Raw genomic sequence first — 20,701 nt, 5'->3', positions numbered from 1 at the left:
AGGGTCGGTTTATCTCGTGATTTCTTTTAAAATATAGGAAAGCATATGATTTTTCCATCCTTTCTCTATATTTCAACGCGAAACGGTAGCTTTGCCGCCAGGAGGACGGCTTAAGCCGTTTACGCTTGTTTACTCAAAGCACCCCCTCTTTCCAGAAAACACGGAAACGAATATGATAAATAGCATGCTGACAGAATCAGGTCTTTGCGGCTGCTCGGCCGCGTATTTAAATAGCGGGGGGATAAACGATGTATAAAGTGCTGCTGGTGGATGATGAAGAAGAGACGCGCAGCGGACTGCTGCAGGAAATTACATGGGAGCGCCATGGCTTTGAAATCGTAGATACGGCGGCGAACGGCCGGGAAGCGATGGAGCTGATCGAGCGTTTGGAGCCGGATATCGTCGTTACGGATATTAGCATGCCGTATATGAATGGCTTGGAGCTGGCGGAATGGACGAGGAAGACGTATCCGCTGACGCGCATCGTTATTTTTTCCGGCTATGATGAATTTGAATATGCCAAGCAGGCGATCGGCTTGCAGGTGGATGAGTATATTTTAAAGCCTTTTTCCGCGCAGCAGCTTCTTGAGGTGATGGACAAGGTGAAGGAGCGGCTCAATGATGAGCGCGAGAAACGGGAAAATATGCAGCTGCTGCAGGAGCATTACCGTACAAGCCTGCCGGTCGTAAAAGAGCTGTTCCTGTCGTCACTGCTCTCCCGCAAGCTTCCGCTGCGGCAGATAGAGGAGAAGGCAGCGAAATATGAGCTCGATTTGGCGGGGGAGGCGTACATTGTGTCCGTGCTGCACACGCATGTATTGGAAGCGCTTCCCGGCGTTCCGCTGCGGACGGCTGAAAGCTCACTTGCGGCCTCCAGCGATCTCGACCTCAAGCTGTTTGCCCTTCGCAATGTGGCGGAAGAGGTATGGGGCAGGCTCGGGCTGGGCAAGGTTTTTCTGCATCAGGATCAGGTGGCGCTGCTTGCAGTTGGACAGGGAGGAGGCGCCCCGGAGCTAATGGAGCGGACGCTGGGCGGCCTCGCTGAAATGCTGCAAAATATCCGGAAATACTTGCGTTTTCCAGTAACGATTGGCGTCAGTTCGACGCTTCCTGATGTCGCACAGCTGAAGCAGGGCTACGGGGAGGCGCAGCAGGCGCTGGATTATCATAATTTGGTGGGCAGCAACCGGATCATTTGCATTGACGATGTGGAGACGCGCTACGTTGAAGAGCTGCAATTCGACGAGCTCAAGGAGCAGGCGCTCGTCCGGTGCCTGCGCGTAGGTACGCATGAGGAGCTGGAGCAGCTGGTGGCCGCGCTTTTTGATGAGATTGAAGGTGTTAATGCCGCTTACCGGGAGTACCAGCTGTACATGCTGGAGATGATGACGGCGATTATGAAGCTGGTGAAGGAAGCGGGGCTGAGCCTGTACGAAATAGCGGGCTACGAGCTGCAAATTTATGCGGAGCTGCAGCAGCTTAGCGGGCTTGAGGAGACGAGAAGCTGGTATATGTCGCTCTGCGAGAAAATTCGCCATCATATCGCCAGCCGCAGGCAAAGCTCCTACAAGCAGCTGGTTGAGGAAGCGGTGCATTATACAAAGGCAAACTTCCATGACAGCGAGCTGTCGATTGCCCGGCTGTGCAGTCATCTGCATATTAGCGCAGGCTACTTCAGCAGCCTGTTCAAGAAGGAAGTGAAGCTGACCTTCGGCGGTTATTTGCTTCAGCTGCGGATGGAGGCGGCGAAGGAGCTGCTGCGGGCAACAGAGCTGAAGACGTTTGAAATTGCCGAGAAGGTCGGCTTCTCGGACCCGAATTATTTTTCCCTATGCTTTAAGAAAAATGTCGGCGTCTCCGCCAAGGATTACCGCAATCAGGCGATGAATGCGGAAGCGCCATGAGAAAGCGCAGCATCCAGTTTCTCATTTCAGTGGCGCTGTCGGTTTTTTCGGCGGCAGCGATTATGATGGTCAGCGTGCTGCTGTACAACAAGTTCTCACAGACCGCGGAGACTAATGCGCTGCGCAATACCCAGCAGGTCGTCGATCAGGTCAGCTACAACTTGGAGGATTATATCCAGGGCATGTCGGAAATTTACGGCGTTATCCACGATACGATCAGCCGCAGCGGCGATGTGAACGAAGAGGAGCTGCGCAGCCAGCTGAATACGATCATCGGCATTCGGGGAGAAATTGTATCGCTGGCGGTCATTGGGCATGACGGCGAGGTCATGATGAGCATTCCGGGCGTTGCGCTCAAGGAAAATCTGAGCTTATACAATCAGCGCTGGTTCCAAAGCGCGCTGCAAACGCCGAATCATCTCAGCTACTCGCTGCCTCATGTGCAGAATATGTACAAAATGCAGTACAAATGGGTCGTCTCGCTTAGCAAGGGCATTACCGTAGCGCGGAGCGGGAAAACGGAGCATGGCGTGCTGCTGCTGGACGTCAATTTTAACAAAATCAATCAGCTGTCCTCGCGGGTCGTGCTGGGGAAGAAGGGCTACGTCTACATTGTGGATGAGAGCGCGGGCAATATGGTGTATCATCCGCAGCAGCAGCTCATCTATGCCGGTCTGAAAAGCGAAAATGTCGAGCAGGCGCTGAAATATACGTTTGGCAGCTTTCATGACGAATCTGGAGACGAGGATAAAATGATTACGGTGCAGACGATCGGCAACATCGGCTGGAAGGTGGTCGGGGTGTCCTTCACCGACGAAATTATTACGACAAAGCGCGAGCTGAACGACTATTTGCTGAATCTGCTGCTGCTTTTGCTCGTATTTGTCATTGCGATGTCGTGGCTCATTTCGCGCATTATTGCCCGTCCGATCCGGCAGCTGGAGAAGTCGATGAAAAATGTCGAGCGCGGCGACTTCCATACGATGACCGCCATTCGCGGTCCGCTGGAGGTGGAGCAGCTATCCACACGCTTTAATCTGATGGTAGCGCGAATTCGCGAGCTGATGCAGCAAATTGTCGTGGAGCAGGAGGCGAAGCGCAAATATGAGTTTGAGGCGCTGCAATCGCAAATAAATCCGCATTTTCTATACAATACGCTCAATACGGTCGTACGCATGGTCGGCATGAACCGCAATGAGGAGGTGGTGACGACGATTACATCCTTGTCCAAGCTGTTCCGCATCAGCCTTAGCAAAGGCAAGCCAATGATTCCGCTGGCGAGCGAGCTGGAGCATGCGAGGAACTACCTCATCATTCAGAATATCCGGTTCAAAAATAAATTCGATTATTTGTTTGACGTCGAAGAGGCTGCGCTGCCTAGCTTGTCGCTCAAGCTGATTTTGCAGCCGCTGCTGGAAAATGCCATTATGCACGGCATTGAGCCATCCGTCGATAAAGGGTTGATTACGGTGCGGGCATGGATCGAAGCCGGGCAAGTTTGCCTGCAGGTAAGCGACAATGGGCTCGGGATGAGTGGCGAGCAGCTGGCTGCGCTGCTCACGGGAGAGGCTGGCGGGACAACCAAGCCGAGTCCTGCATCCAGCGTGGCATCCGGCGCGGGCTCCGGCGTTGGTGTGCGCAACGTGCATGAGCGGATTCGGTTATTTTACGGCGAGCCGTATGGCCTGCAGTTTGAGAGCGAGCTGGAGGAGGGAACGACGGTGACGATCCGGTTTCCATTCAAGCCGGCGGACGTTGAGGCTGAAGGAAGGGGGGAGGAAGGATGAGTGTAAACCGCAGGTTGGGAAGGCTCTCAATGCTGTGCATTGCGGCTATAGCTGCTGCGCTGCTGCTGGGCTCTTGCACCATGCATCGGGCAGAGGACAGCGCCATTCAGCGTGAAAATATCGACATCAGCCTGCTGCTCAAGCGGCTGGACGGCGACTACTGGAACTCCGTCGTCATGGGCGCCGAAGCCGCATCGAAGGAGTTCAATGTGACGCTGCATATTTCCGCACCGGAGAAGCTGGGCAGCCCGGAGCAGCAGCTTGAGACGGCGAAGCTGGCGATGGTACATCATCCCGACGCAGTCGTGTTCGCCGCAGGCAATGATGAGGTCATTGCGGGCATTGTGCAGGCGGGGGGAGCGGCGAGACTGCCTCTGGTCGCCATTGATACGGAGACGGATACCGGCGGTATTAGCTCCATCATTACGATTGACCATCATCAGGCTGGACGCGCTGCCGCGCTCAAAATGGTTGAACTGCTTGCCGGCAAGGGCAGCGTAGCTCTGTTGACGGATGGCTCGGATGATAACAATCAGAAGAGCCGCGAGGCGGGCATTCGGGAGGCGCTGGCTGAGGAGAGCGGGATGACGGTAATCGGCAGTGAGCCATGCGTGGAGCGGAATAAAAACTGCCGGAGCGTTGTCAGCAGTTTGCTGAACAAGCAGCAGGTGGATGGTTTTTTGGCGCTTAATGTGCAGGCGGCTGTTGCTGCCGCGCTGGAAATCAAGCAGCAGGGACTTGGCGGCGGTAAAGTGAAAATTATCGCCTTCGACAGCTCGATGGAGCTGCTTGAACTGCTGCAGGAGGATCAGTTGCAGGTGGTTCTAGTGCAAAATCCATTCAGCATCGGTTATCTCGGCATCAAAAATGCCGTGTTGGCGCTCAGAGGCGAGGAAGTGCCGTCCCACGTTGCAATGGAGACCAAGCTGATCAATGGCGCCAATTTATTTTGGCCTGAAAATCAGCGGGTGCTGTTTCCCTTTATCCAGAAGTAAGGAGGATTTTAATAAAAATGATGAGGATTTTACATTCGTTTCCGGCCCCGTTTCAGCCATAATGAGGACACGAAAGAGAAACAGAGCTGCACACGCTCATCAGCATGGACCAAAAAAAATCGGGGAGGTCATGATGAAATGAAAAAGGTAACAGCTGCGCTGCTGATCGGCGCATTGACGGTAGCGGCAGGCTGCTCGGCATCAAACGGCAACGCAGGGGGAAGTGACGGCGACCAGCCGAAGGTTGGGGTGGCGATTTACAAGTTCGACGATACGTTCATGACGGGTGTCCGCAACGCGATTACGGAAGCAGCGGCAGGCAAAGTACAGGTGGATATCGTAGACAGCCAAAACTCGCAGCCGACGCAAAATGACAAGGTTGATCTATTCATAACCAAGAAGGTCAAATCGATGATCATTAACCCGGTAGACCGCACAGCAGCGGGCGTCATTATTGATAAAGGAAAAGCCGCGGACATTCCGGTCGTGTTCGTTAACCGCGAGCCGCTGGCGGATGATATGGCGAAATGGGATAAGGTGTATTTTGTTGGAGCGAAGGCAGAGGAATCGGGCACGATGTCCGGGGATCTCATCGTTGATTACTGGAAAGCGCATCCGGAAGCGGATAAGAACGGCGACGGCGTGCTGCAATACGTCATGCTCAAAGGCGAGCCGGGCCATCAGGATGCCGAGCTGCGGACGAAGTTTTCCGTGCAGGCGATTGAGGATGCAGGCATTAAGGTCGAGAAGCTGGCGGAGGATACAGCGATGTGGGACCGCGTAAAAGGCCAGGAAAAAATGGCCGCGTTCATTGCTTCCCATGGCGATAAAATCGAAGCCGTCCTGGCCAACAACGATGATATGGCGCTCGGTGCAATTGAAGCGCTGAAGGCAGCGGGCTATTTTACAGGCGATAAATATATTCCGGTTGTTGGCGTAGATGCTACCGCTCCTGCCATTCAGGCGTTGGATGAAGGTACGCTGCTCGGCACAGTGCTCAACGATGCGGTTAACCAAGGCAAGGCGACGGTGGAGCTGTCAAGCGTACTGGCTGCTGGCGAGACGCCAAGCAAGGATAACACAGGCTTCGAAATTACCGACGGGAAATACGTGTGGATTCCGTACCAGAAGGTAACGAGCGCGAACAAGGATGAAGTGCTGAAATAATCGCTAAGCCGGCTGCCTGCGGGGGTGGCGGTGGTTAGCGGATAAGGAGAGCAAGGGAAGCATTTAGGCTGGCGCTGCCCTTGCTCTTTTTCTGACTAATAACTTGATAATTTTAACTTAATTGTATGTAAAGGGGTGTTACATAAATGCCAGAGCATCCGGCTTATGTGCTAGAGATGAATAACATCTCCAAATCTTTTCCCGGCGTGAAGGCGCTCGACGATGTGACGCTGAAGCTGCGCCCCGGTACGGTACATGCCTTAATGGGTGAAAATGGTGCAGGGAAATCGACGCTGATGAAATGTCTGTTTGGCATCTACAAGCCCGATGGCGGCGAGATTATGCTCGGTGGGCAGCTCGTGCAAATCAACAGCTCGAAGGACGCATTGGCCCTCGGGGTGTCGATGATCCATCAGGAGCTGAACCCGGTGCCGCAGCGCGATGTCATGGAAAATATCTGGCTCGGGCGATTCCCGACCAGAGGTCTGGGGCCCTTGCAATTCATCGACCACCGCAAAATGCAGGAGGATACGGTGAAGCTGCTCAAAGATCTGGAGATGGATATTCATCCGAAACAAAAGGTAGGCGACCTGTCCGTATCGAAAATTCAATCGCTGGAAATCGCCAAAGCGGTATCGTTTCACTCGAAGGTCATCGTCATGGACGAACCGACCTCCTCGCTCACGGGAAATGAAGTGGAGCAGCTGTTCCGCATTATTAATGAGCTGCGGCGGCGCGGCGTATCGATCATTTATATATCCCACAAAATGGAAGAGATACTGCGTATTTCAGATGATGTAACGATTATGCGCGATGGCAAGCATGTCGGCACTTGGGAAGCGAAGGAGCTGACGATCGATAAAATCATTACCCGCATGGTGGGCAGGGATTTATCCAATCGTTATCCGGAGCGGACGAACATGCCAGGCGAGGTGCTGCTGCGGGCAGAGGGCCTAACTTCGGTGCATCCGCATTCGTTTAAGGATGTTTCGTTTGAGCTGCGCAAGGGCGAGATTTTGGGACTTGGCGGGCTTGTCGGGGCGCAGCGCACCGAGGTCATTGAGGCGCTGTTTGGCATGCGGGCGCTTAAGCAGGGCAGCATCCATCTGCATGGCAAAAAAATTAAACTGAAGGCGCCGTCTGACGCCATTCGCCAAGGCATAGCTCTGCTCACTGAGGAGCGGCGGGTTACCGGGATTTTTCCCGTGCTGACGATTGCGGAAAATACGGTCATTGCCAATTTAAGCAGGTTCAAGACGCCCTATGGGTTAATTAGCAATGGTCGGATTGGCGAAGTGTCGCAGCAAAGCGTGGAGAAGTTTCGGGTCAAAACGCCATCGACCAAGCAACTGATTCGCAACTTGTCCGGCGGCAACCAGCAGAAGGTGCTGCTCGCCAGATGGCTGCTGACCGATCCGGAGGTGCTGCTGCTGGACGAACCGACGCGCGGCATTGATATTGGAGCGAAATACGAAATTTATTCGTTCATGATCGAGCTTGCAAGGCAGGGCAAAAGCATTATTATGATATCCTCCGAAATGCCGGAGCTGATCGGCATGTCCGACCGCATCATCGTCATGCGGGAGGGACGCATATCTGGCATCGTGGACGGCAAAGCGGCGACGGAAGAAGAAATTATGCGGCTTGCCGCACAATAATGGCGGGCAGGACAACTTGGAGGAGTGAATACGATGAATGCACTGGAGGCAAAGGGAGTTAAGCATTTTTTCTCCCAAAATGCGATCTATATTATATTGGTTCTGCTTATCGTCGGCATAGCTGTAGCCGACCCTAATTTTATTGCCATTACGACGCTGCGGGATATTTTACTGCAATCGTCAACGCGGGTCATTATCGCTTTAGGCGTAGCATTCGTGCTCATTACGGGAGGAACGGATTTATCCGCTGGGCGGATTGTTGGCTTGAGCGCCGTCGTCTCTGCGTCGATGCTGCAAATGTCGGATTATCCGCGCAAGTTTTTCCCTAATCTGCCGGAGCTGCCGATTATCGTGCCGATTATACTGGCGATTGTCGTCGGTTTGATTTTTGGCTTGATTAACGGCATTATTGTTGCAAAATTTCATGTTCCGCCGTTCATTGCAACGCTCGGCTCAATGGTTATCGTATACGGCGTAAACTCATTTTACTTCGATATGAAGCCGAATCAGTCGCAGCCAATTGGAGGCTTAAGCAAGGAATTCAGCAAGCTGGGGACCGGGTATATCGGGCCGAACGGCACCTATTCGATCCCGTATATCGTCATTATAGCGATTGTCGTCTCGTTTATCGTCTGGGTTATTTTCAACAACACACGTCTGGGCAAAAATATGTATGCCATCGGCGGCAATATCCAAGCCGCTAATGTATCGGGTATTAATGTATCGCGGAATTTGATTTATATTTATGCGATTGCGGGCGCGCTTTATGGACTGGCAGGCGTGCTGGAGGCTGCCCGCACTGGGGGAGCTACGAACAACTACGGAAATATGTACGAGCTGGATGCGATTGCGGCCTGCGTCGTCGGTGGCGTATCGACGGCGGGTGGTGTCGGGCGCGTGCGAGGTATTCTCGCTGGAGTGCTCATTTTCAGCGTCATCAACTACGGTCTGACCTTTGTCGGCGTAAGCCCGTACTGGCAGCTCATTATTAAAGGGATGATTATTGTCGCTGCGGTTGCTTTCGATATTCGCAAGTATGTGGCGAAGAAATAGCGGCGCTTAGGATTAACGAGGTAGTGGCAGGGAAAGGATTTCGCTTTCTGGTAATTAGCTAAGCTGAATAGAGGCAGGTGAAGAATGTGTTCCTAGGGCCGCATTCTTTTCTGTTATATACAGGTGTAGTAGGCATCGTAGAGTAGGGCTTCTTTTAGCATTTCTTCAGATTCGTTTAACACTGCCTTCATCTTGCCTCCCTATACTTAGCTAAACTACAACGAGTAGGGTAGGTGGAGCAGGATGAGTGGAAATTCGAAATGGTTAAAATGGCAGCTTGGAGCCGCAGGCGCGGTAGGCATTTTTATATTATTCAGTACGGTGCAAAATACAGCGGCTTTTCAGGCAGCGCGGCCTCTGGAACGGAGCAGCAGGGCGATCAGCAGGATACGGTGGACCAGTGGTTGTCCACGGGGCCCGGCGAGAGCGGCAGCTCGGATTGGAATGATGGAAGCAGCGGCAGCAGCTGGTCAGACAGCTCCAGCGAAAGTGGAGCGGATAGTTCCCGCTCAGAAAGCCGCGGCAGCGTAGACAGCCGGAGCAGCAGTGGAAGCGGCAGCTCCAGCAGCTCGGGCAGCATGCGCTCGCAGTCAGGCAGGTCCTAATCATGAGCGGGCGGGGGACGATACGGTTTCGGGCGATGAACACGAATGTCGAAATTTTGCTGGATTATGCGGCAGAAGAGCGCCGTACGTCGGCATTTTATGCCGACCGCGCTCGCGACTGGTTTGAGGCGGTAGAGCAGCGGTTTAGCCGCTTCCGCCCGGATAGCGAATGGCGCAGGCTTGGCCGCTCGGCTGGCAGCTGGGTCGTTGTGTCGGACTGGCTGTTTGAGGTTATTGCGGCTGCGGAGCACTATCGCGCTCTGACGGAGGGGGTGTTCGACCTGCGAATACTGCCGGGGCTGGAGGCGTCCGGTTATTCGCAGTCCTTCGAGCACGCGGAGGCGTTTCAGGCGAATGCGGGCGGTGCGGAGCGGCGGAAGCTGAGCCCGGCTGGCGAGCTGGAGCTGGACTATGGCATGAAGGCGGTGAAGCTCGCCGAAGGAACAGGGCTCGATGCGGGCGGCATCGCGAAGAGCTGGGCGGTGCAGAAGCTCGCCGATTGGCTGAGGCGCAGCAGAAGGGTTCCGGCAGGCATCGTCAATGCTGGCGGCGATCTGTATGCGTGGAACAGCGGGAACGAAGCCGCGAAGCCAGCGATTATTGAGCTCCAGCATCCATGGGAAGCTGGAGCTGCAATCGGGGAGCTGCTGCTGGCTAACGGCGCAGTTGCGACCTCGGGCACTCTGGGCAGGTGCTGGGAGGCAGGTGGCAGAAGCGCCCATCATTTGATCGATCCGCTGACGATGCAGCCAAGCGTCAGTAACGTTGTTCAGGCAGCAGTTGCGGGCCCTGATGCCGTCGCCTGTGAAATATGGGCGAAATCGCTGTGCATCGGCGGCCTTGACAAGGGCATCCGGCTGATGGACGAGCATGCGCGAGACTTTGAAGCCGTTATTTTTATGAGCAATGGAGAGATTGTGAAGCATGGAAAAAGCCGTAAGCTTGGCTTGGAGTGGCATATCCCGCAGCAGCTGCATAGAGCAGCAACCGCGAAGGAGACAGCTGAGACCAGAAACGGCAGCGAAAGCAGGATTAAAAGCGAGCTTGAAAGCATGATCGAACGCGAAAAGGAGGAATCAGCATGACAGAATGGATTTTAAGCTGGCCGACATGGCAAATGACACGGGTGCTGGGTATTGGCTCTTATTTAATGCTGTTCGTCGGCATGTCGCTGGGCATGCTGTACAGCTATCCATTTGTGAAAGGGCCAAGCAAAGCCCGCGTCTACAATTGGCATATCCGCTTCACGAATGGAGGAACGCTGCTGGCGCTGCTGCACATGGCGGTGCTCGTCATCGATACGTATACGCCATTTACATGGAGCGAGCTGCTGATTCCTTTTACCGCACACGATCATCCGGTCGTCTATGGCATAGGCACACTTGCGCTTTACGGTATGCTGATACTCATTTTGACCTCGGATCTAAGGCCGAAGCTGAAACGCAAAGTGTGGCTGGCTATCCATATGCTAGCTTATCCGATCTATTTGCTGGCCCTGTTTCATGGCATTTTGGCTGGGACGGATACACAGCTTGGCCTCGTGCAATTCATGTATGGCGCGACGTTAATCGTAACCGTTGGCCTGCTTCTGGGTCGGGCAATCGTCAAGAAAAAGCCAGGCGCTGTGAAAAATCGGGGTGTCGCGGCGAAGGGCGGGTAATTTTTCTAGCAGCCCCGTATAGGTTTAGACAGCTTGCGGAGAAGATAGTAGAATGAATGGGAATTGGTATGAACAGGCGGCTGGTGCGAAGGATGTTCTTCAAAGCCGCTGGATATGGAGGAAACCAAGTGAGCAATCTTCTTGTTATTTTCACGGGGGGGACGATTGGCAGCAAATCTGGCGCGGGAGCGATTAGCGTGCGCGAAGCAGGCTCCTATGCAATCATAGAAGGCTATCAATCTGGCCCCCGTTACCGCAAGTCTGTAAAGCTGGAATGCGTTCAGCCGCTAAATATTCTTAGCGAAAACGTAGTGCCGGATGATTGGAATGTGTTGATTGAAACGATCCGCAGCACAGACCTATCCCGCTATGACGGCATTATCGTCACCCATGGCTCGGATACGCTTGCTTATTCGGCTGCAATGCTGAGCTATATTTTTTGTGATAGTCCCATTCCGATTGTGCTGGTGGCGAGCAACTACCCACTTGGCGATCCGCGCAGCAATGGACTGCGGAACTTTGCCTCAGCCGTTGAATTTATAGATGGCGAGAAGCTGAAGGGTGTCTACGTCGTCTATGAAAATAGCGCAGGCGAGGCTATCGTGTATTTGGGTACACGCGTAACGCAGGCGGTGTCATTCACTGACCAATTGGAATGCCCGTATGAAGTGCATTACGGCATGATGAGCGAGGGCAAGCTGATCGTAAATGAGCATCCCTACAACCCATCTCCGCAGGAGCTTCGCTCTCGCAAGCCTGCTCCGAGCCCGTTCACCGCTGGGAAGGATAAGCTGCAATCGGGACTGCTGTATGTGAAGCCGTTTTTCGGCATGACCTATGACTATTTTGATTTTGGGCAAAAGGCGCCGAAGGCCGTCGTTCACGATCTGTTCCACTCCGGCACGGCGAACACGAGTGGGAGCGAGCGCCATTCCCTGCTTGCTTTTGCCGGCTATTGCGCCAAGCATAGCGTAGACTTGTATTTGTGTCCGCTCAAGGACAGCTCGGAGACGCTTTACGCGTCGTCGGTTGCCCTGCAGCAGGCGGGAGTAGCCTTTATTGAAAATATGTCGGTGGATGCAGCGCTTATGAAGCTGACGCTTGCTTATTCCATTTATAATGATAAGCAGCAAATTCGCGAGTTTGTCATGAACACCCCGCTTTTCTACGAGTTTGTGGCATCCCGCTGATGGACATGCTATCGTTGTTTGAGTAAGCAAGGTGCAATATCCATTACAAAGGAGCTGATTGGACATGACGCAAGTGCAAATTGGACAACAGGTTGAGAATTTTACATTGCCAGCCTCGAATGGTACGGACGTATCGCTGCAGGACTATAAAGGCAAGAAGCTGGTCATATATTTTTACCCGCGGGATATGACGCCGGGCTGTACGACGGAATCCTGCGATTTTAGAGATTACAATGGACAATTCAAAACGTTCAATACCGAAGTCATTGGCATCAGCCCAGATGATCTGGCGTCGCATGATCAGTTTATTGCGGCTCATGAGCTGCCATTCTTGCTGCTCTCGGATACCGCTAATCAGGTTGCTGAGCAGTTTGGCGTATGGAAGCTGCGCAGCCGCAATGGCGAGGAATTTATGGGCATTGAGCGTTCAACCTTTCTGATCGACGAAGAGGGCAAGCTGGCGAAAGAATGGCGCAGCGTCGTCGTTGAAGGCCATGTGCAGGAAGTGCTGGAGTCAGCGAAGCAGGCCTAATAGGTGCAGCAGGCGACAGCATGATAGATGACAAGCGATTTTGTGGAAAATAAAGCGGCAGGCAGGACCCGAGCATTACGCTTGGGCCTTGCCTGCCGCTTGTTTGCGTCAGTTCTGCGGTTCGCGGTCTGGCAGCTGGCTAACGTAGCTGTCGGAGAGCTGGAGCAGTTCCAGCGCGCGGTTGTATTCATCCTCGGTTGCTTCCTTGGCGCTTTCCATGCCATCGCCTGCCAGCGGGTGATGGGTGCCATCATCGTAGCCGCTGCCGGAAAGGAACAGCTCCTTGCTGCTGACGAAGGAGCCCGTCGGCAAATAATAGCGCTGTGGCAGCAGGTTATATGAGGTGCTGTTCAACAAATCTTGGCCAAAATGAATTTGCTTATCCAGTGAAACGCCAAGCAAGTTCGAAATCGTCGGCAGCAAATCAACCTGCCCGCCTAGCTGATCAAACTCTTTAGGCGAGGTAATGCCAGGTGAAGCAATAACAAGCGGAATATTAATCATATCGGTATAGCTGTACTCATAGCCGTAAATTTCCGCCATTAACTCTTTATCATCGCGATCCAGCGAATAAATTGGCAAGCCCAGATGATCGCCGTATAGCACGATTAGGCTGTCATCCCAGAGGCCGCGCTGCTTGAGATCGTCAATAAACTCACCAAGCACGTAATCCGCATAGTTCTGGGCGCGAATATAGTCGCCGACGAACGTGCCCTCGTAGCGCTCAGGCAGCTCCATTTGATACTTCGTATCCGGTATCGTGAAGGGGTGGTGAGCGGTCATCGAAATGACTTGGGCATAAAAGGGCTGGTCCTTGCTGTCCATTTTCGCAAGCTCTGCCGCTGTTTTCTTATAAAGCACCTCATCGGAAGCGCCAAAAAATACCGTATCATCCTCACCGAAAAACGCTTTATCATAATAGCGATTGAAGCCAAGCGCCTGATAAAGCTCGCCGCGGTTCCAAAACTCCACGACATTCGTATGGAACGTCGCTGTATCATAGCCGTTTTCCGTCAAAACGCGCGGCAGGCTCGGCAGTACCTTACCAGCATAGACTTGGGTAGCGGCGCCATTTGGCGGAATATAATAGGACGTGTTTACAATGAATTCAGCATCGGACGTATTGCCTTGTCCCACGCCTTGGTAGAAATGCTTGAAATAATAGTTGTCCTTCGCCAGCTTATTCATGTTCGGCGTAATTTCCTTGCCGTCAATATGAAGGCCAATGAGGAAGTTTTGGAATGATTCCAGCTGGATAATAATCAGGTTTTTGCCCTTGGCGGCGCCTTGCAGCTGCGGCGTGGCGACCGGCTCCAGCGTCTTGAGGCTGTTGATCTTCTCCTGCGTAATCGTGGAGGAATCGACAAGCTCCGGTTCTTTTTTGCCAAAAATCGTATAGGCCTCATAATTCAGGATGCCCATTTGCTCGGCTTTCACAATCTCGTTCATGCTGGCACTATTCGGCAAAATGTTAAACAGGCACAGGCCGAGCGATACTGCGAAAACGCTTGTTAACATTCTTTTGCTCAAGCGAGTCTGGCTGGCGGTTTTCCAATACTGCGCCTTCTGCTTGCGCATGAGAAAATAAAACATAAGGATCACATCGATAAAGACGAGTAAATAATACGGGTCCATCAGTGAAAATACGCTGTTGCTGACCGCCGTTACCTGATTGACCTGCTTTAAGGCAGAGGTGGTGACGATGACACCGTAATATTTATAGTACATCAGCACAGCAAAGAGGATGGCCGTTATTAGTAAATTGGCTGTTAAATAATAAGTAAGCTTGCGTTTCGTTGCGAACCATTCAATAAGACAAAAGACGATTAAGGCAAATGGAACCTCCTTGAACAGGGTGCTCCACGACGGACTTCCAAATACAACCATCCACGTGAGATAGCTTTTGAAAAGAACAATAATGGAGAAAGCAATGATAGGTCTGGTGCTGAATAGACGTTTTGGTGCAGATAAAGTCAAAATATCTCCTACCTTTCCTCGACAAGTAAGGGCCGAGTCCCTCGTAAATTTACGATAAATTCATACTTAATTATGCCTCTTCCCATAGTAGAATGTCAAAATGCAAAAATAACCCTATGCCGCGTTTTCGCGAAACAGACTCACAAAAATTACATTGGGAATTTCGGCAACCTTTTAAGACAGATCGAAGTCTATTAGGTATAGTATAAAAAGAACAGGTCAATGGTTTATTACACCTTTTTCCTGTTAATTAAACCATTTAAGGAGTGCATCATGAAGAGAAAACGCAGAAGAGCGGTCGTTATTTTATTTTCCTTATGCTTAATTGCGATGGCTATTATAGTAGTTGTGAAGTTTGATAAAACGGCAGCTGAGGCGCCCGGTTCTGGTGATACAGCGGCTGTTTCGCCGACAGTAGAGGCTACTGCCGAGGTGGGCGCTTCGCCGTCCCTGTCGCCGATTGAGGACAGTCCCACACCGGAGGCTACGGCAACGGCAACAGCAGAAGAAACACCAACAGAAGAAGAAACGCAAGCGGCCACGCCTGCTCCTACAGCGTCGCCAACTGTGAAGCCGACCCCAGAGCCTACAGCAACACCGAAGACAACAGCAAAGCCGTCCAGCGGCAGCTCGTCCTCGGACTTGGATGAGGGCTTAGCCGTTGTCGCGGAGCCGGAGAGCGTTACGGCGCTAGTGAATAAGCAAAACAAGCTCCCGGATGACTATGAGCCTTCGGAGCTGGTATATCCGGATGTGGCATTTATTTTCAGCGAGAAAATCGATAAGCGCAAAATGCGGAAAGTAGCGGCGGATGCTTTGGAAGAGCTGTTCGCAGGAGCGAAGAAGGACAAAATTTATTTAGCGGGTGTGTCGGCCTACCGATCACAGGCGACCCAAAAGTCGCTGTTCGACCGTTATGTGAAAAGAGATGGACTGGAGAAAGCTAGAACGTACAGCGCGATCCCAGGAACGAGCGAGCATCAGACTGGGCTTGCGATTGACGTATCCGGAAGCGATGGCAAATGTGCAGCCGAAAGCTGCTTTGGCGGTACGGATGAAGCGGTATGGCTTGGCAAGCATGCCTATGAATATGGCTTTATAATCCGTTATCCCGAAGGCAAAGATAAAATTACCGGCTACAAATACGAGCCTTGGCATCTTCGTTATGTAGGCAAGGCGCTGGCGAAGGAACTGACGGATAACGACGAGACGCTGGAGGAGTATTACAACGCCATTCCAGTAAGCAACTAATAGCGGAAGCGCAGCGTTTACCAGTCTGGAAATGAACTCAGACGGGCAAACGCTGCTTTTTTATGATCATACTGCCGCTTTGCTATCTGCTTCTGAACGATAACTAGATCTTTGATTCGAACGTGCGGCAGTCTGTTTCCGTAGAAACGGACTGCCGTTTGCCGCGATTGCTTGCTACAAAAATCGAAGCGGCTCCACAGTGGTTGCCTGTGGTCCAGAACTTGCAGGAATTGACGAAAGCACAATACGTCCTTTGCCATTGACAGCTCACCTCCTCAGCTTTAGGATGGACAAATTAAGGATCATTTTATACAAGTGAAGGGAATGGATGCGGATGGGAACTAGACTTTATTACAATCATGATGCGGGAGTAGATGACCTCGTTTCTTTATTTCTTGTTTTACAAATGAAAGAGGTGGAGTTGGTCGGCGTATCGGTCATCCCGGCTGATGGCTATTTGGAGCCTGGCATGAAAGCCAGCCGCAAAATCATCGACCGTTTTGGACGTGGCGATGCCTCGGCAAGTGTCGAGGTTGCGAGATCCAATTCCCGCGGACGCAATCCGTTCCCTGCGGAATGGCGGATGCATACATTTTTCGTCGACGCGCTGCCGATTTTAAACGAGCCGGAGCAGATCAAGACGCGCGAAGCGGAGCTTCCAGCGCATCTTCACATGATTGAGGCCATTCGTGCCTCAGATGAGAAAACAACGCTGCTGTTCACGGGACCGCTGACCGATTTAGCCCGTGCATTAGATGAAGCGCCAGATATAGAAGCGAAGATCGAGAAGCTTGTCTGGATGGGCGGAACGTTCAATGAGAAAGGCAATGTTCAGGAGCCGGAGCATGATGGTACTGCCGAGTGGAATGCGTTCTGGGACCCGGAAGCGGTCGAGCGGGTATGGGCAAGCGAAATTCCTATTTTTCTCGTTGCATTGGAAAGCACCAATAAAGTGCCGCTGACGGTGCCAATCCGCAATCGCTGGGCATCGCTGCGTCGCCATGAGGGCATGGATTTTGTCGGGCAATGTTATGCAGCCTGTCCGCCGCTTGTTTATATGGAGACGAATTCGACGTATTACCTATGGGATGTTCTAACGACAGCAACGGTGGGCGATACAAGCCTCGTCTCAATGAAGACGGTGCACAGCAAGGCGATTGCTCATGGCGCCAGCCAAGGACGCACCATTGAAGCGGCTGATGGCCGTCCGGTCAGCCTCGTGTACGATGTGGAGCCGGAGCGTTTCTTCGACTATATAACGGAGCTGGCCTGCAGCGCCGAGCTTAATCCGGCGTAAGTAATTTAGCATTAGTAACTGTGGCGTTTCAAAGCCTTCCTGTGAGGGTTATTATTACACAGAGGCTTCCGATTCATTATGGAAAAAAGAAAGAGGTGAAGCTGACGCGCTCATCTCTTTTTCTGTTAAGTAACTACTTAAGTACCATACTTAAGCAGTATATATAAAATGTCTTTTCTAGAAGGACGGTGAAAAAGGCGGAGCGCAATGAAAAGGTTGGACTGTAGAAGCGTAGCGTTCGCTTAAAGCTTTCCGTAGGAAAGCAGCATCGTAAGCATATGCTTTTGCCCTTGAATGTCCACCTTTGGTGGCTTATTCAAAAATATTCAAGGGCAATGGCGATCGGAAGCCAATCTTTTCATGCAGCGCAGCCTCTTTTCACCAAAAGCACTAGAACGACGCTTGAAATTAACGCTAGTCCATTTCATAGATCGAGCCAGATTTGCTAGCGTAAAGCTCGGCATAAACCTTCTCCGCATAAGCGTCGGTCATGCCGGAAATATAGTCAGCCACGAAGCGTGGCCAAGTCCAATTCTGCTTGTGCTGCTCATAGTTGGCAATCCAGTCTGGCGGAATGATGAGCCGCCCATTCTCAGGAATGCGGAAGCTCTCCCATAGTCTGCGAATCATAATTTCGCTGCGTTTTTGCAGACGCTGGACGCGGAAATCTTTAATCAGCGTCACCCACGCCAGCTTCTTGAGAATTTCCATCGTTCGGAGCAGCTCTAGATCCTGCTGTCCATCCTTGACGAAGGTAACCTTCTTCCAGCCTGGTGTAGAGGAGTCAATAATGCCGACCTTTCCGGCAAAAACGCTGACCCAGCGCGCCTTCATCTCCCTGCGCGTGCGCGACGTTTCCTGATCGTACAGCCCATACAGCTCTTCCCATTGCTCTAAATAAGCGGCGAGCACCTTCTTCACCATCGCGGGAATATCGACCTGATGCCAGCCGACCTCCATATTGCCCTGGTCCTCGACAATTTCCTGTACCAGATGGTCGATCAGGCGCTGGTCTTCAAAAAACGTGCGATTCATCTGGATTTTGCCTGCGCGGATGCCATCCTCGATATCATGCGTGGAATAGGCGATATCGTCGCATAAATCCATGAGTTGTGCTTCTAGCGTGGAGCGGCCCTTGGGCATTTTCCACGAATCGCGCAGCTGCTCAATATCTGCCCATTCGGAGCTGTACAGCCCTTTAAGCCGACCAGGCTCATCCAGTGAATAGGGATATTTATTTGTAGCCAGCAGCACGGCTGCAGTCAGATCAAGCCCGCTGCCGCTGCCGGCGCGCTTCTCTAGAAACATGAGGATGCGGAAGTTTTGCGCATTTCCCTCATAGGTCATGCCATGCTCTTCCTGAAGCAGGTGATCGAGCACCTCTTCGCCTTTATGGCCAAATGGCGGATGGCCAAGATCATGGGCGAGCGCCGCAATTTCAACGACGGCAGGATCGAGCATCAGGCCGGGATGTTCTTTTTTAGCTAAAAAGGCATATTGCTTGCCCAGTCTCCGTGCAACCTCGCGGGCAATTTGTGAAACTTCAAGCGAGTGCGTTAGCCGCGTGCGGTAATAGTCGCCGGAACCAGCGCCGAACACCTGTGATTTTCCCTGCAGCCTGCGAAAAGCGGGGGATTGAATCAAGCGGGCATAATCCCGTTCATACTCGTCACGTTCTTCACTGAAAGTTCCCAGCGCAGGTTCGTCCAATCGTAGCTTTCGTAAGTCCATAGTTGTTCCTCCCATGCCGCTCCAGCAGTTCTTTTGAAAAATTGTAGCATACTTTCAAGTTTGAACATATACCGCCCATAGAGTATGATTTGATTAATTATAAAAAAATGTGCATGTTATAAATGGCATAACAGGGGAGCTTTAGCGATGACTATGTTTCAAGACTTTTATTTCATCTTCACTTTGCTGAATATATTGCTCGCTTTCGCCCTTGTCTTCTTGGAGAGACGCAACGTCAGCTCTACCTGGGCTTGGATCATGGTATTATCTTTCATACCTGTATTCGGTTTTATTCTATATTTGATTCTCGGCCAGCAATTACGCAAACGCAAGCTGTTCAAGCTGCTTGGAGACAGCCAGCGCATCATTGAAGATACCGTGGAGCGCCAGAAGCTTCAGCTTCAGGATCGCCACACCGTCTTTCATGATGCCGAGACGAATGAGTACCGGGATATGATTTTTATGAATTTGGTCAGCAGCTATGCGTTGTTCTCGCAAAATAACGCCATTCGCATCTATACCGAAGGCAATGAGAAATTCGATGCGTTAATTGCTGATATTGCCTCCGCAGAGCATCATATTCATCTGGTGTATTACATTGTGCGTAATGATGTGCTGGGCAACAGGCTGCTCAGAGCATTGGTAGCGAAGGCGCAGCAAGGGGTAGAGGTCAAATTTCTCTATGACCACATCGGAAGCTCGGGGCTTCCGCGGTCGTTTTTCAACAAGCTGCGGGAAGCGGGCGGCAAGGCGCAAGCCTTTTTCCCCTCGCGCATTCCTTATGTAAATTTAAAGCTGAACTATCGCAATCATCGCAAGCTGGCCATCATTGACGGCATGACCGGCTATATTGGCGGATTTAATGTGGGAGACGAATATTTGGGTTTGGACAAGCATTTCGGCGAGTGGCGGGATACGCATTTGCGGGTGAATGGACATGCCGTGCATCAAATGCAGGCGCAGTTTCTCATGGATTGGAATCTCGCGTCCTCCGGTACGGTGGAGCTGAATCGCAGCTATTTTCCGGTGGTCAAAGAAGGCGGCGGTATTGGGATGCAGGTTGTAGCCAGCGGCCCAGATTCCGAGGCTCAGCAAATTAAAGATGCTTATATTAAAATGATTTATTCGGCGAAACGATCGATTTGCCTGCAAACCCCTTATTTTGTGCCAGACGAAAGCTTAATGACCGCCCTGAAAATTGCCGTCCAATCCGGTGTAAAGGTACAGGTTATGCTTCCGAAAAAACGCGACCATTTCTTTGTTTATTGGGCGACCCGTGCCTATATTGCCGAGCTGCTGGCAGGCGGCATTGAATGCTATTTGTATGAAAAAGGCTTCCTGCACGCCAAAACGATTGTCATCGATGGCAAGATTGCTTCGGTGGGAACAGCGAATATTGATATTCGCAGCTTTAAGCTGAATTTTGAGATGAACGCTTTTATTTATGAGGAAAGTACCGCGGGACAATTAAAGCAGATTTTCGAGGCAGATATTGAAAATAGCATCAAGCTCCAGAAAGACGAGTTTGCAAAACGTCCGCTGTTTGAACGCTTCAAGGAGTCGATTAGCAGGCTGCTCTCACCGATTCTGTAGACAGCATAAAGGGATTCCGCTTATCGATGATAACCGGAATCCCTTTAACTTTCAGACTCACTTCTATTCAATTTATTAAACGCTCCATTCCAAAGTTCGCATTTCCATTTACAACTTCCATTCATTATTGCGCTTGCCACAACCGAATGAACTTTTATTGAAAACCAAACTATCAAAGTTAAGTATTGCTTGTATTACTTGTATTACTAGATTGAGTGACGGTGCAGCATTCTTGCTTGTTCCTTATGGTGAGTTCCCACATGTCCGGATGATCCTTGCAATCTCCTTTCCACTTAAATGG

At 51.7% G+C, this 20,701-nt stretch carries 17 protein-coding genes; 14 read left to right on the top strand and 3 right to left on the bottom strand.

From position 1 onward, the window contains the following. The first annotated feature begins 248 nt into the window (after positions 1-248). The 11 genes from ACSR9A_RS10725 (at position 249) to bcp (ending at position 12,551) form a co-directional block, all read left to right on the top strand. The gene (locus tag ACSR9A_RS10725; protein ID WP_473757216.1) at positions 249-1,904 is read left to right on the top strand and encodes a response regulator; all 1,656 of its coding nucleotides are present in this window, start codon (positions 249-251) and stop codon (positions 1,902-1,904) included. Next, the gene (locus tag ACSR9A_RS10720) at positions 1,901-3,691 is read left to right on the top strand and encodes a cache domain-containing sensor histidine kinase (RefSeq protein WP_473757214.1); all 1,791 of its coding nucleotides are present in this window, start codon (positions 1,901-1,903) and stop codon (positions 3,689-3,691) included. The genes ACSR9A_RS10725 and ACSR9A_RS10720 overlap by 4 nt, the downstream gene beginning before the upstream one ends. Continuing rightward, positions 3,688-4,686: a substrate-binding domain-containing protein gene (locus ACSR9A_RS10715; RefSeq protein WP_473757212.1), complete on the top strand. Its 999-nt coding sequence runs from the start codon at positions 3,688-3,690 to the stop codon at positions 4,684-4,686. Before ACSR9A_RS10720 ends, ACSR9A_RS10715 begins: the two co-directional genes overlap by 4 nt. A gap of 138 nt (positions 4,687-4,824) precedes the next feature. Beyond that, positions 4,825-5,853: a galactose ABC transporter substrate-binding protein gene (locus ACSR9A_RS10710; RefSeq protein WP_473757210.1), complete on the top strand. Its 1,029-nt coding sequence runs from the start codon at positions 4,825-4,827 to the stop codon at positions 5,851-5,853. A gap of 146 nt (positions 5,854-5,999) precedes the next feature. Beyond that, positions 6,000-7,511: a sugar ABC transporter ATP-binding protein gene (locus tag ACSR9A_RS10705; protein WP_473757208.1), complete on the top strand. Its 1,512-nt coding sequence runs from the start codon at positions 6,000-6,002 to the stop codon at positions 7,509-7,511. Positions 7,512-7,544: 33 nt separating this feature from the next. After that, positions 7,545-8,564, top strand: coding sequence for a galactose/methyl galactoside ABC transporter permease MglC (gene mglC, locus ACSR9A_RS10700; RefSeq protein WP_473757206.1), 1,020 nt, complete (start codon positions 7,545-7,547; stop codon positions 8,562-8,564). Between the two features lie 233 nt (positions 8,565-8,797). Beyond that, on the top strand, positions 8,798-9,169 hold the full coding sequence (locus tag ACSR9A_RS10695; RefSeq protein WP_473757204.1) for a hypothetical protein: 372 nt from the start codon (positions 8,798-8,800) through the stop codon (positions 9,167-9,169). Between the two features lie 2 nt (positions 9,170-9,171). After that, on the top strand, positions 9,172-10,254 hold the full coding sequence (locus tag ACSR9A_RS10690; RefSeq protein WP_473757202.1) for an FAD:protein FMN transferase: 1,083 nt from the start codon (positions 9,172-9,174) through the stop codon (positions 10,252-10,254). After that, a complete protein-coding gene (locus ACSR9A_RS10685; RefSeq protein ID WP_473757200.1) occupies positions 10,251-10,829 on the top strand; it encodes a ferric reductase-like transmembrane domain-containing protein in 579 nt (192 codons plus the stop codon). The genes ACSR9A_RS10690 and ACSR9A_RS10685 overlap by 4 nt, the downstream gene beginning before the upstream one ends. 128 nt (positions 10,830-10,957) lie before the next feature. Then, complete coding sequence (locus ACSR9A_RS10680; RefSeq protein WP_473757198.1) at positions 10,958-12,019, top strand: asparaginase; 1,062 nt, start codon at positions 10,958-10,960, stop codon at positions 12,017-12,019. A 64-nt stretch (positions 12,020-12,083) separates the two neighbouring features. Then, positions 12,084-12,551, top strand: coding sequence for a thioredoxin-dependent thiol peroxidase (bcp, locus tag ACSR9A_RS10675; protein ID WP_473757196.1), 468 nt, complete (start codon positions 12,084-12,086; stop codon positions 12,549-12,551). Between the two features lie 108 nt (positions 12,552-12,659). Here bcp and ACSR9A_RS10670 read toward each other — a convergent pair whose 3' ends face one another. Next, positions 12,660-14,528: an LTA synthase family protein gene (locus ACSR9A_RS10670; protein WP_473757193.1), complete on the bottom strand. Its 1,869-nt coding sequence runs from the start codon at positions 14,526-14,528 to the stop codon at positions 12,660-12,662. A gap of 273 nt (positions 14,529-14,801) precedes the next feature. On the opposite strand from ACSR9A_RS10670, the gene ACSR9A_RS10665 reads away from it, so the two are divergent. Beyond that, positions 14,802-15,779 carry a M15 family metallopeptidase gene (locus ACSR9A_RS10665; RefSeq protein WP_473757191.1) on the top strand — a complete coding sequence of 326 codons (978 nt, stop codon included), beginning with the start codon at positions 14,802-14,804 and terminating at the stop codon, positions 15,777-15,779. 103 nt (positions 15,780-15,882) lie between these two features. Here ACSR9A_RS10665 and ACSR9A_RS10660 read toward each other — a convergent pair whose 3' ends face one another. After that, on the bottom strand, positions 15,883-16,050 hold the full coding sequence (locus tag ACSR9A_RS10660) for a DUF1540 domain-containing protein (RefSeq protein ID WP_473757189.1): 168 nt from the start codon (positions 16,048-16,050) through the stop codon (positions 15,883-15,885). 63 nt (positions 16,051-16,113) lie between these two features. On the opposite strand from ACSR9A_RS10660, the gene ACSR9A_RS10655 reads away from it, so the two are divergent. Then, positions 16,114-17,076 carry a nucleoside hydrolase gene (locus ACSR9A_RS10655; protein WP_473757187.1) on the top strand — a complete coding sequence of 321 codons (963 nt, stop codon included), beginning with the start codon at positions 16,114-16,116 and terminating at the stop codon, positions 17,074-17,076. A gap of 414 nt (positions 17,077-17,490) precedes the next feature. On the opposite strand, the gene ACSR9A_RS10650 is transcribed toward ACSR9A_RS10655, so the two are convergent. After that, on the bottom strand, positions 17,491-18,807 hold the full coding sequence (locus ACSR9A_RS10650; protein ID WP_473757185.1) for a deoxyguanosinetriphosphate triphosphohydrolase family protein: 1,317 nt from the start codon (positions 18,805-18,807) through the stop codon (positions 17,491-17,493). A gap of 147 nt (positions 18,808-18,954) precedes the next feature. On the opposite strand from ACSR9A_RS10650, the gene cls reads away from it, so the two are divergent. Beyond that, positions 18,955-20,400, top strand: a complete 1,446-nt coding sequence (gene cls, locus ACSR9A_RS10645; protein WP_473757183.1) for a cardiolipin synthase — start codon at positions 18,955-18,957, stop codon at positions 20,398-20,400. The last annotated feature ends 301 nt before the right edge of the window (positions 20,401-20,701 follow it).

This window comes from Paenibacillus sp. R-74696, assembly GCF_055814915.1.
Note: the sequence above shows the minus strand (reverse complement) of the source record. Positions and strands in the feature narration are given on the sequence as shown.

Bases quoted from the DNA above. Each gene is read 5' to 3' on its own strand.
- mglC (WP_473757206.1), top strand. From the start codon at position 7,545: ATGAATGCACTGGAGGCAAAGGGAGTTAAGCATTTTTTCTCCCAAAAT.
- ACSR9A_RS10715 (WP_473757212.1), top strand. From the start codon at position 3,688: ATGAGTGTAAACCGCAGGTTGGGAAGGCTCTCAATGCTGTGCATTGCG.
- ACSR9A_RS10685 (WP_473757200.1), top strand. From the start codon at position 10,251: ATGACAGAATGGATTTTAAGCTGGCCGACATGGCAAATGACACGGGTG.
- ACSR9A_RS10690 (WP_473757202.1), top strand. From the start codon at position 9,172: ATGAGCGGGCGGGGGACGATACGGTTTCGGGCGATGAACACGAATGTC.
- ACSR9A_RS10665 (WP_473757191.1), top strand. From the start codon at position 14,802: ATGAAGAGAAAACGCAGAAGAGCGGTCGTTATTTTATTTTCCTTATGC.
- ACSR9A_RS10720 (WP_473757214.1), top strand. From the start codon at position 1,901: ATGAGAAAGCGCAGCATCCAGTTTCTCATTTCAGTGGCGCTGTCGGTT.
- ACSR9A_RS10725 (WP_473757216.1), top strand. From the start codon at position 249: ATGTATAAAGTGCTGCTGGTGGATGATGAAGAAGAGACGCGCAGCGGA.
- bcp (WP_473757196.1), top strand. From the start codon at position 12,084: ATGACGCAAGTGCAAATTGGACAACAGGTTGAGAATTTTACATTGCCA.
- ACSR9A_RS10705 (WP_473757208.1), top strand. From the start codon at position 6,000: ATGCCAGAGCATCCGGCTTATGTGCTAGAGATGAATAACATCTCCAAA.
- ACSR9A_RS10655 (WP_473757187.1), top strand. From the start codon at position 16,114: ATGGGAACTAGACTTTATTACAATCATGATGCGGGAGTAGATGACCTC.
- cls (WP_473757183.1), top strand. From the start codon at position 18,955: ATGACTATGTTTCAAGACTTTTATTTCATCTTCACTTTGCTGAATATA.
- ACSR9A_RS10650 (WP_473757185.1), bottom strand. From the start codon at position 18,807: ATGGACTTACGAAAGCTACGATTGGACGAACCTGCGCTGGGAACTTTC.
- ACSR9A_RS10710 (WP_473757210.1), top strand. From the start codon at position 4,825: ATGAAAAAGGTAACAGCTGCGCTGCTGATCGGCGCATTGACGGTAGCG.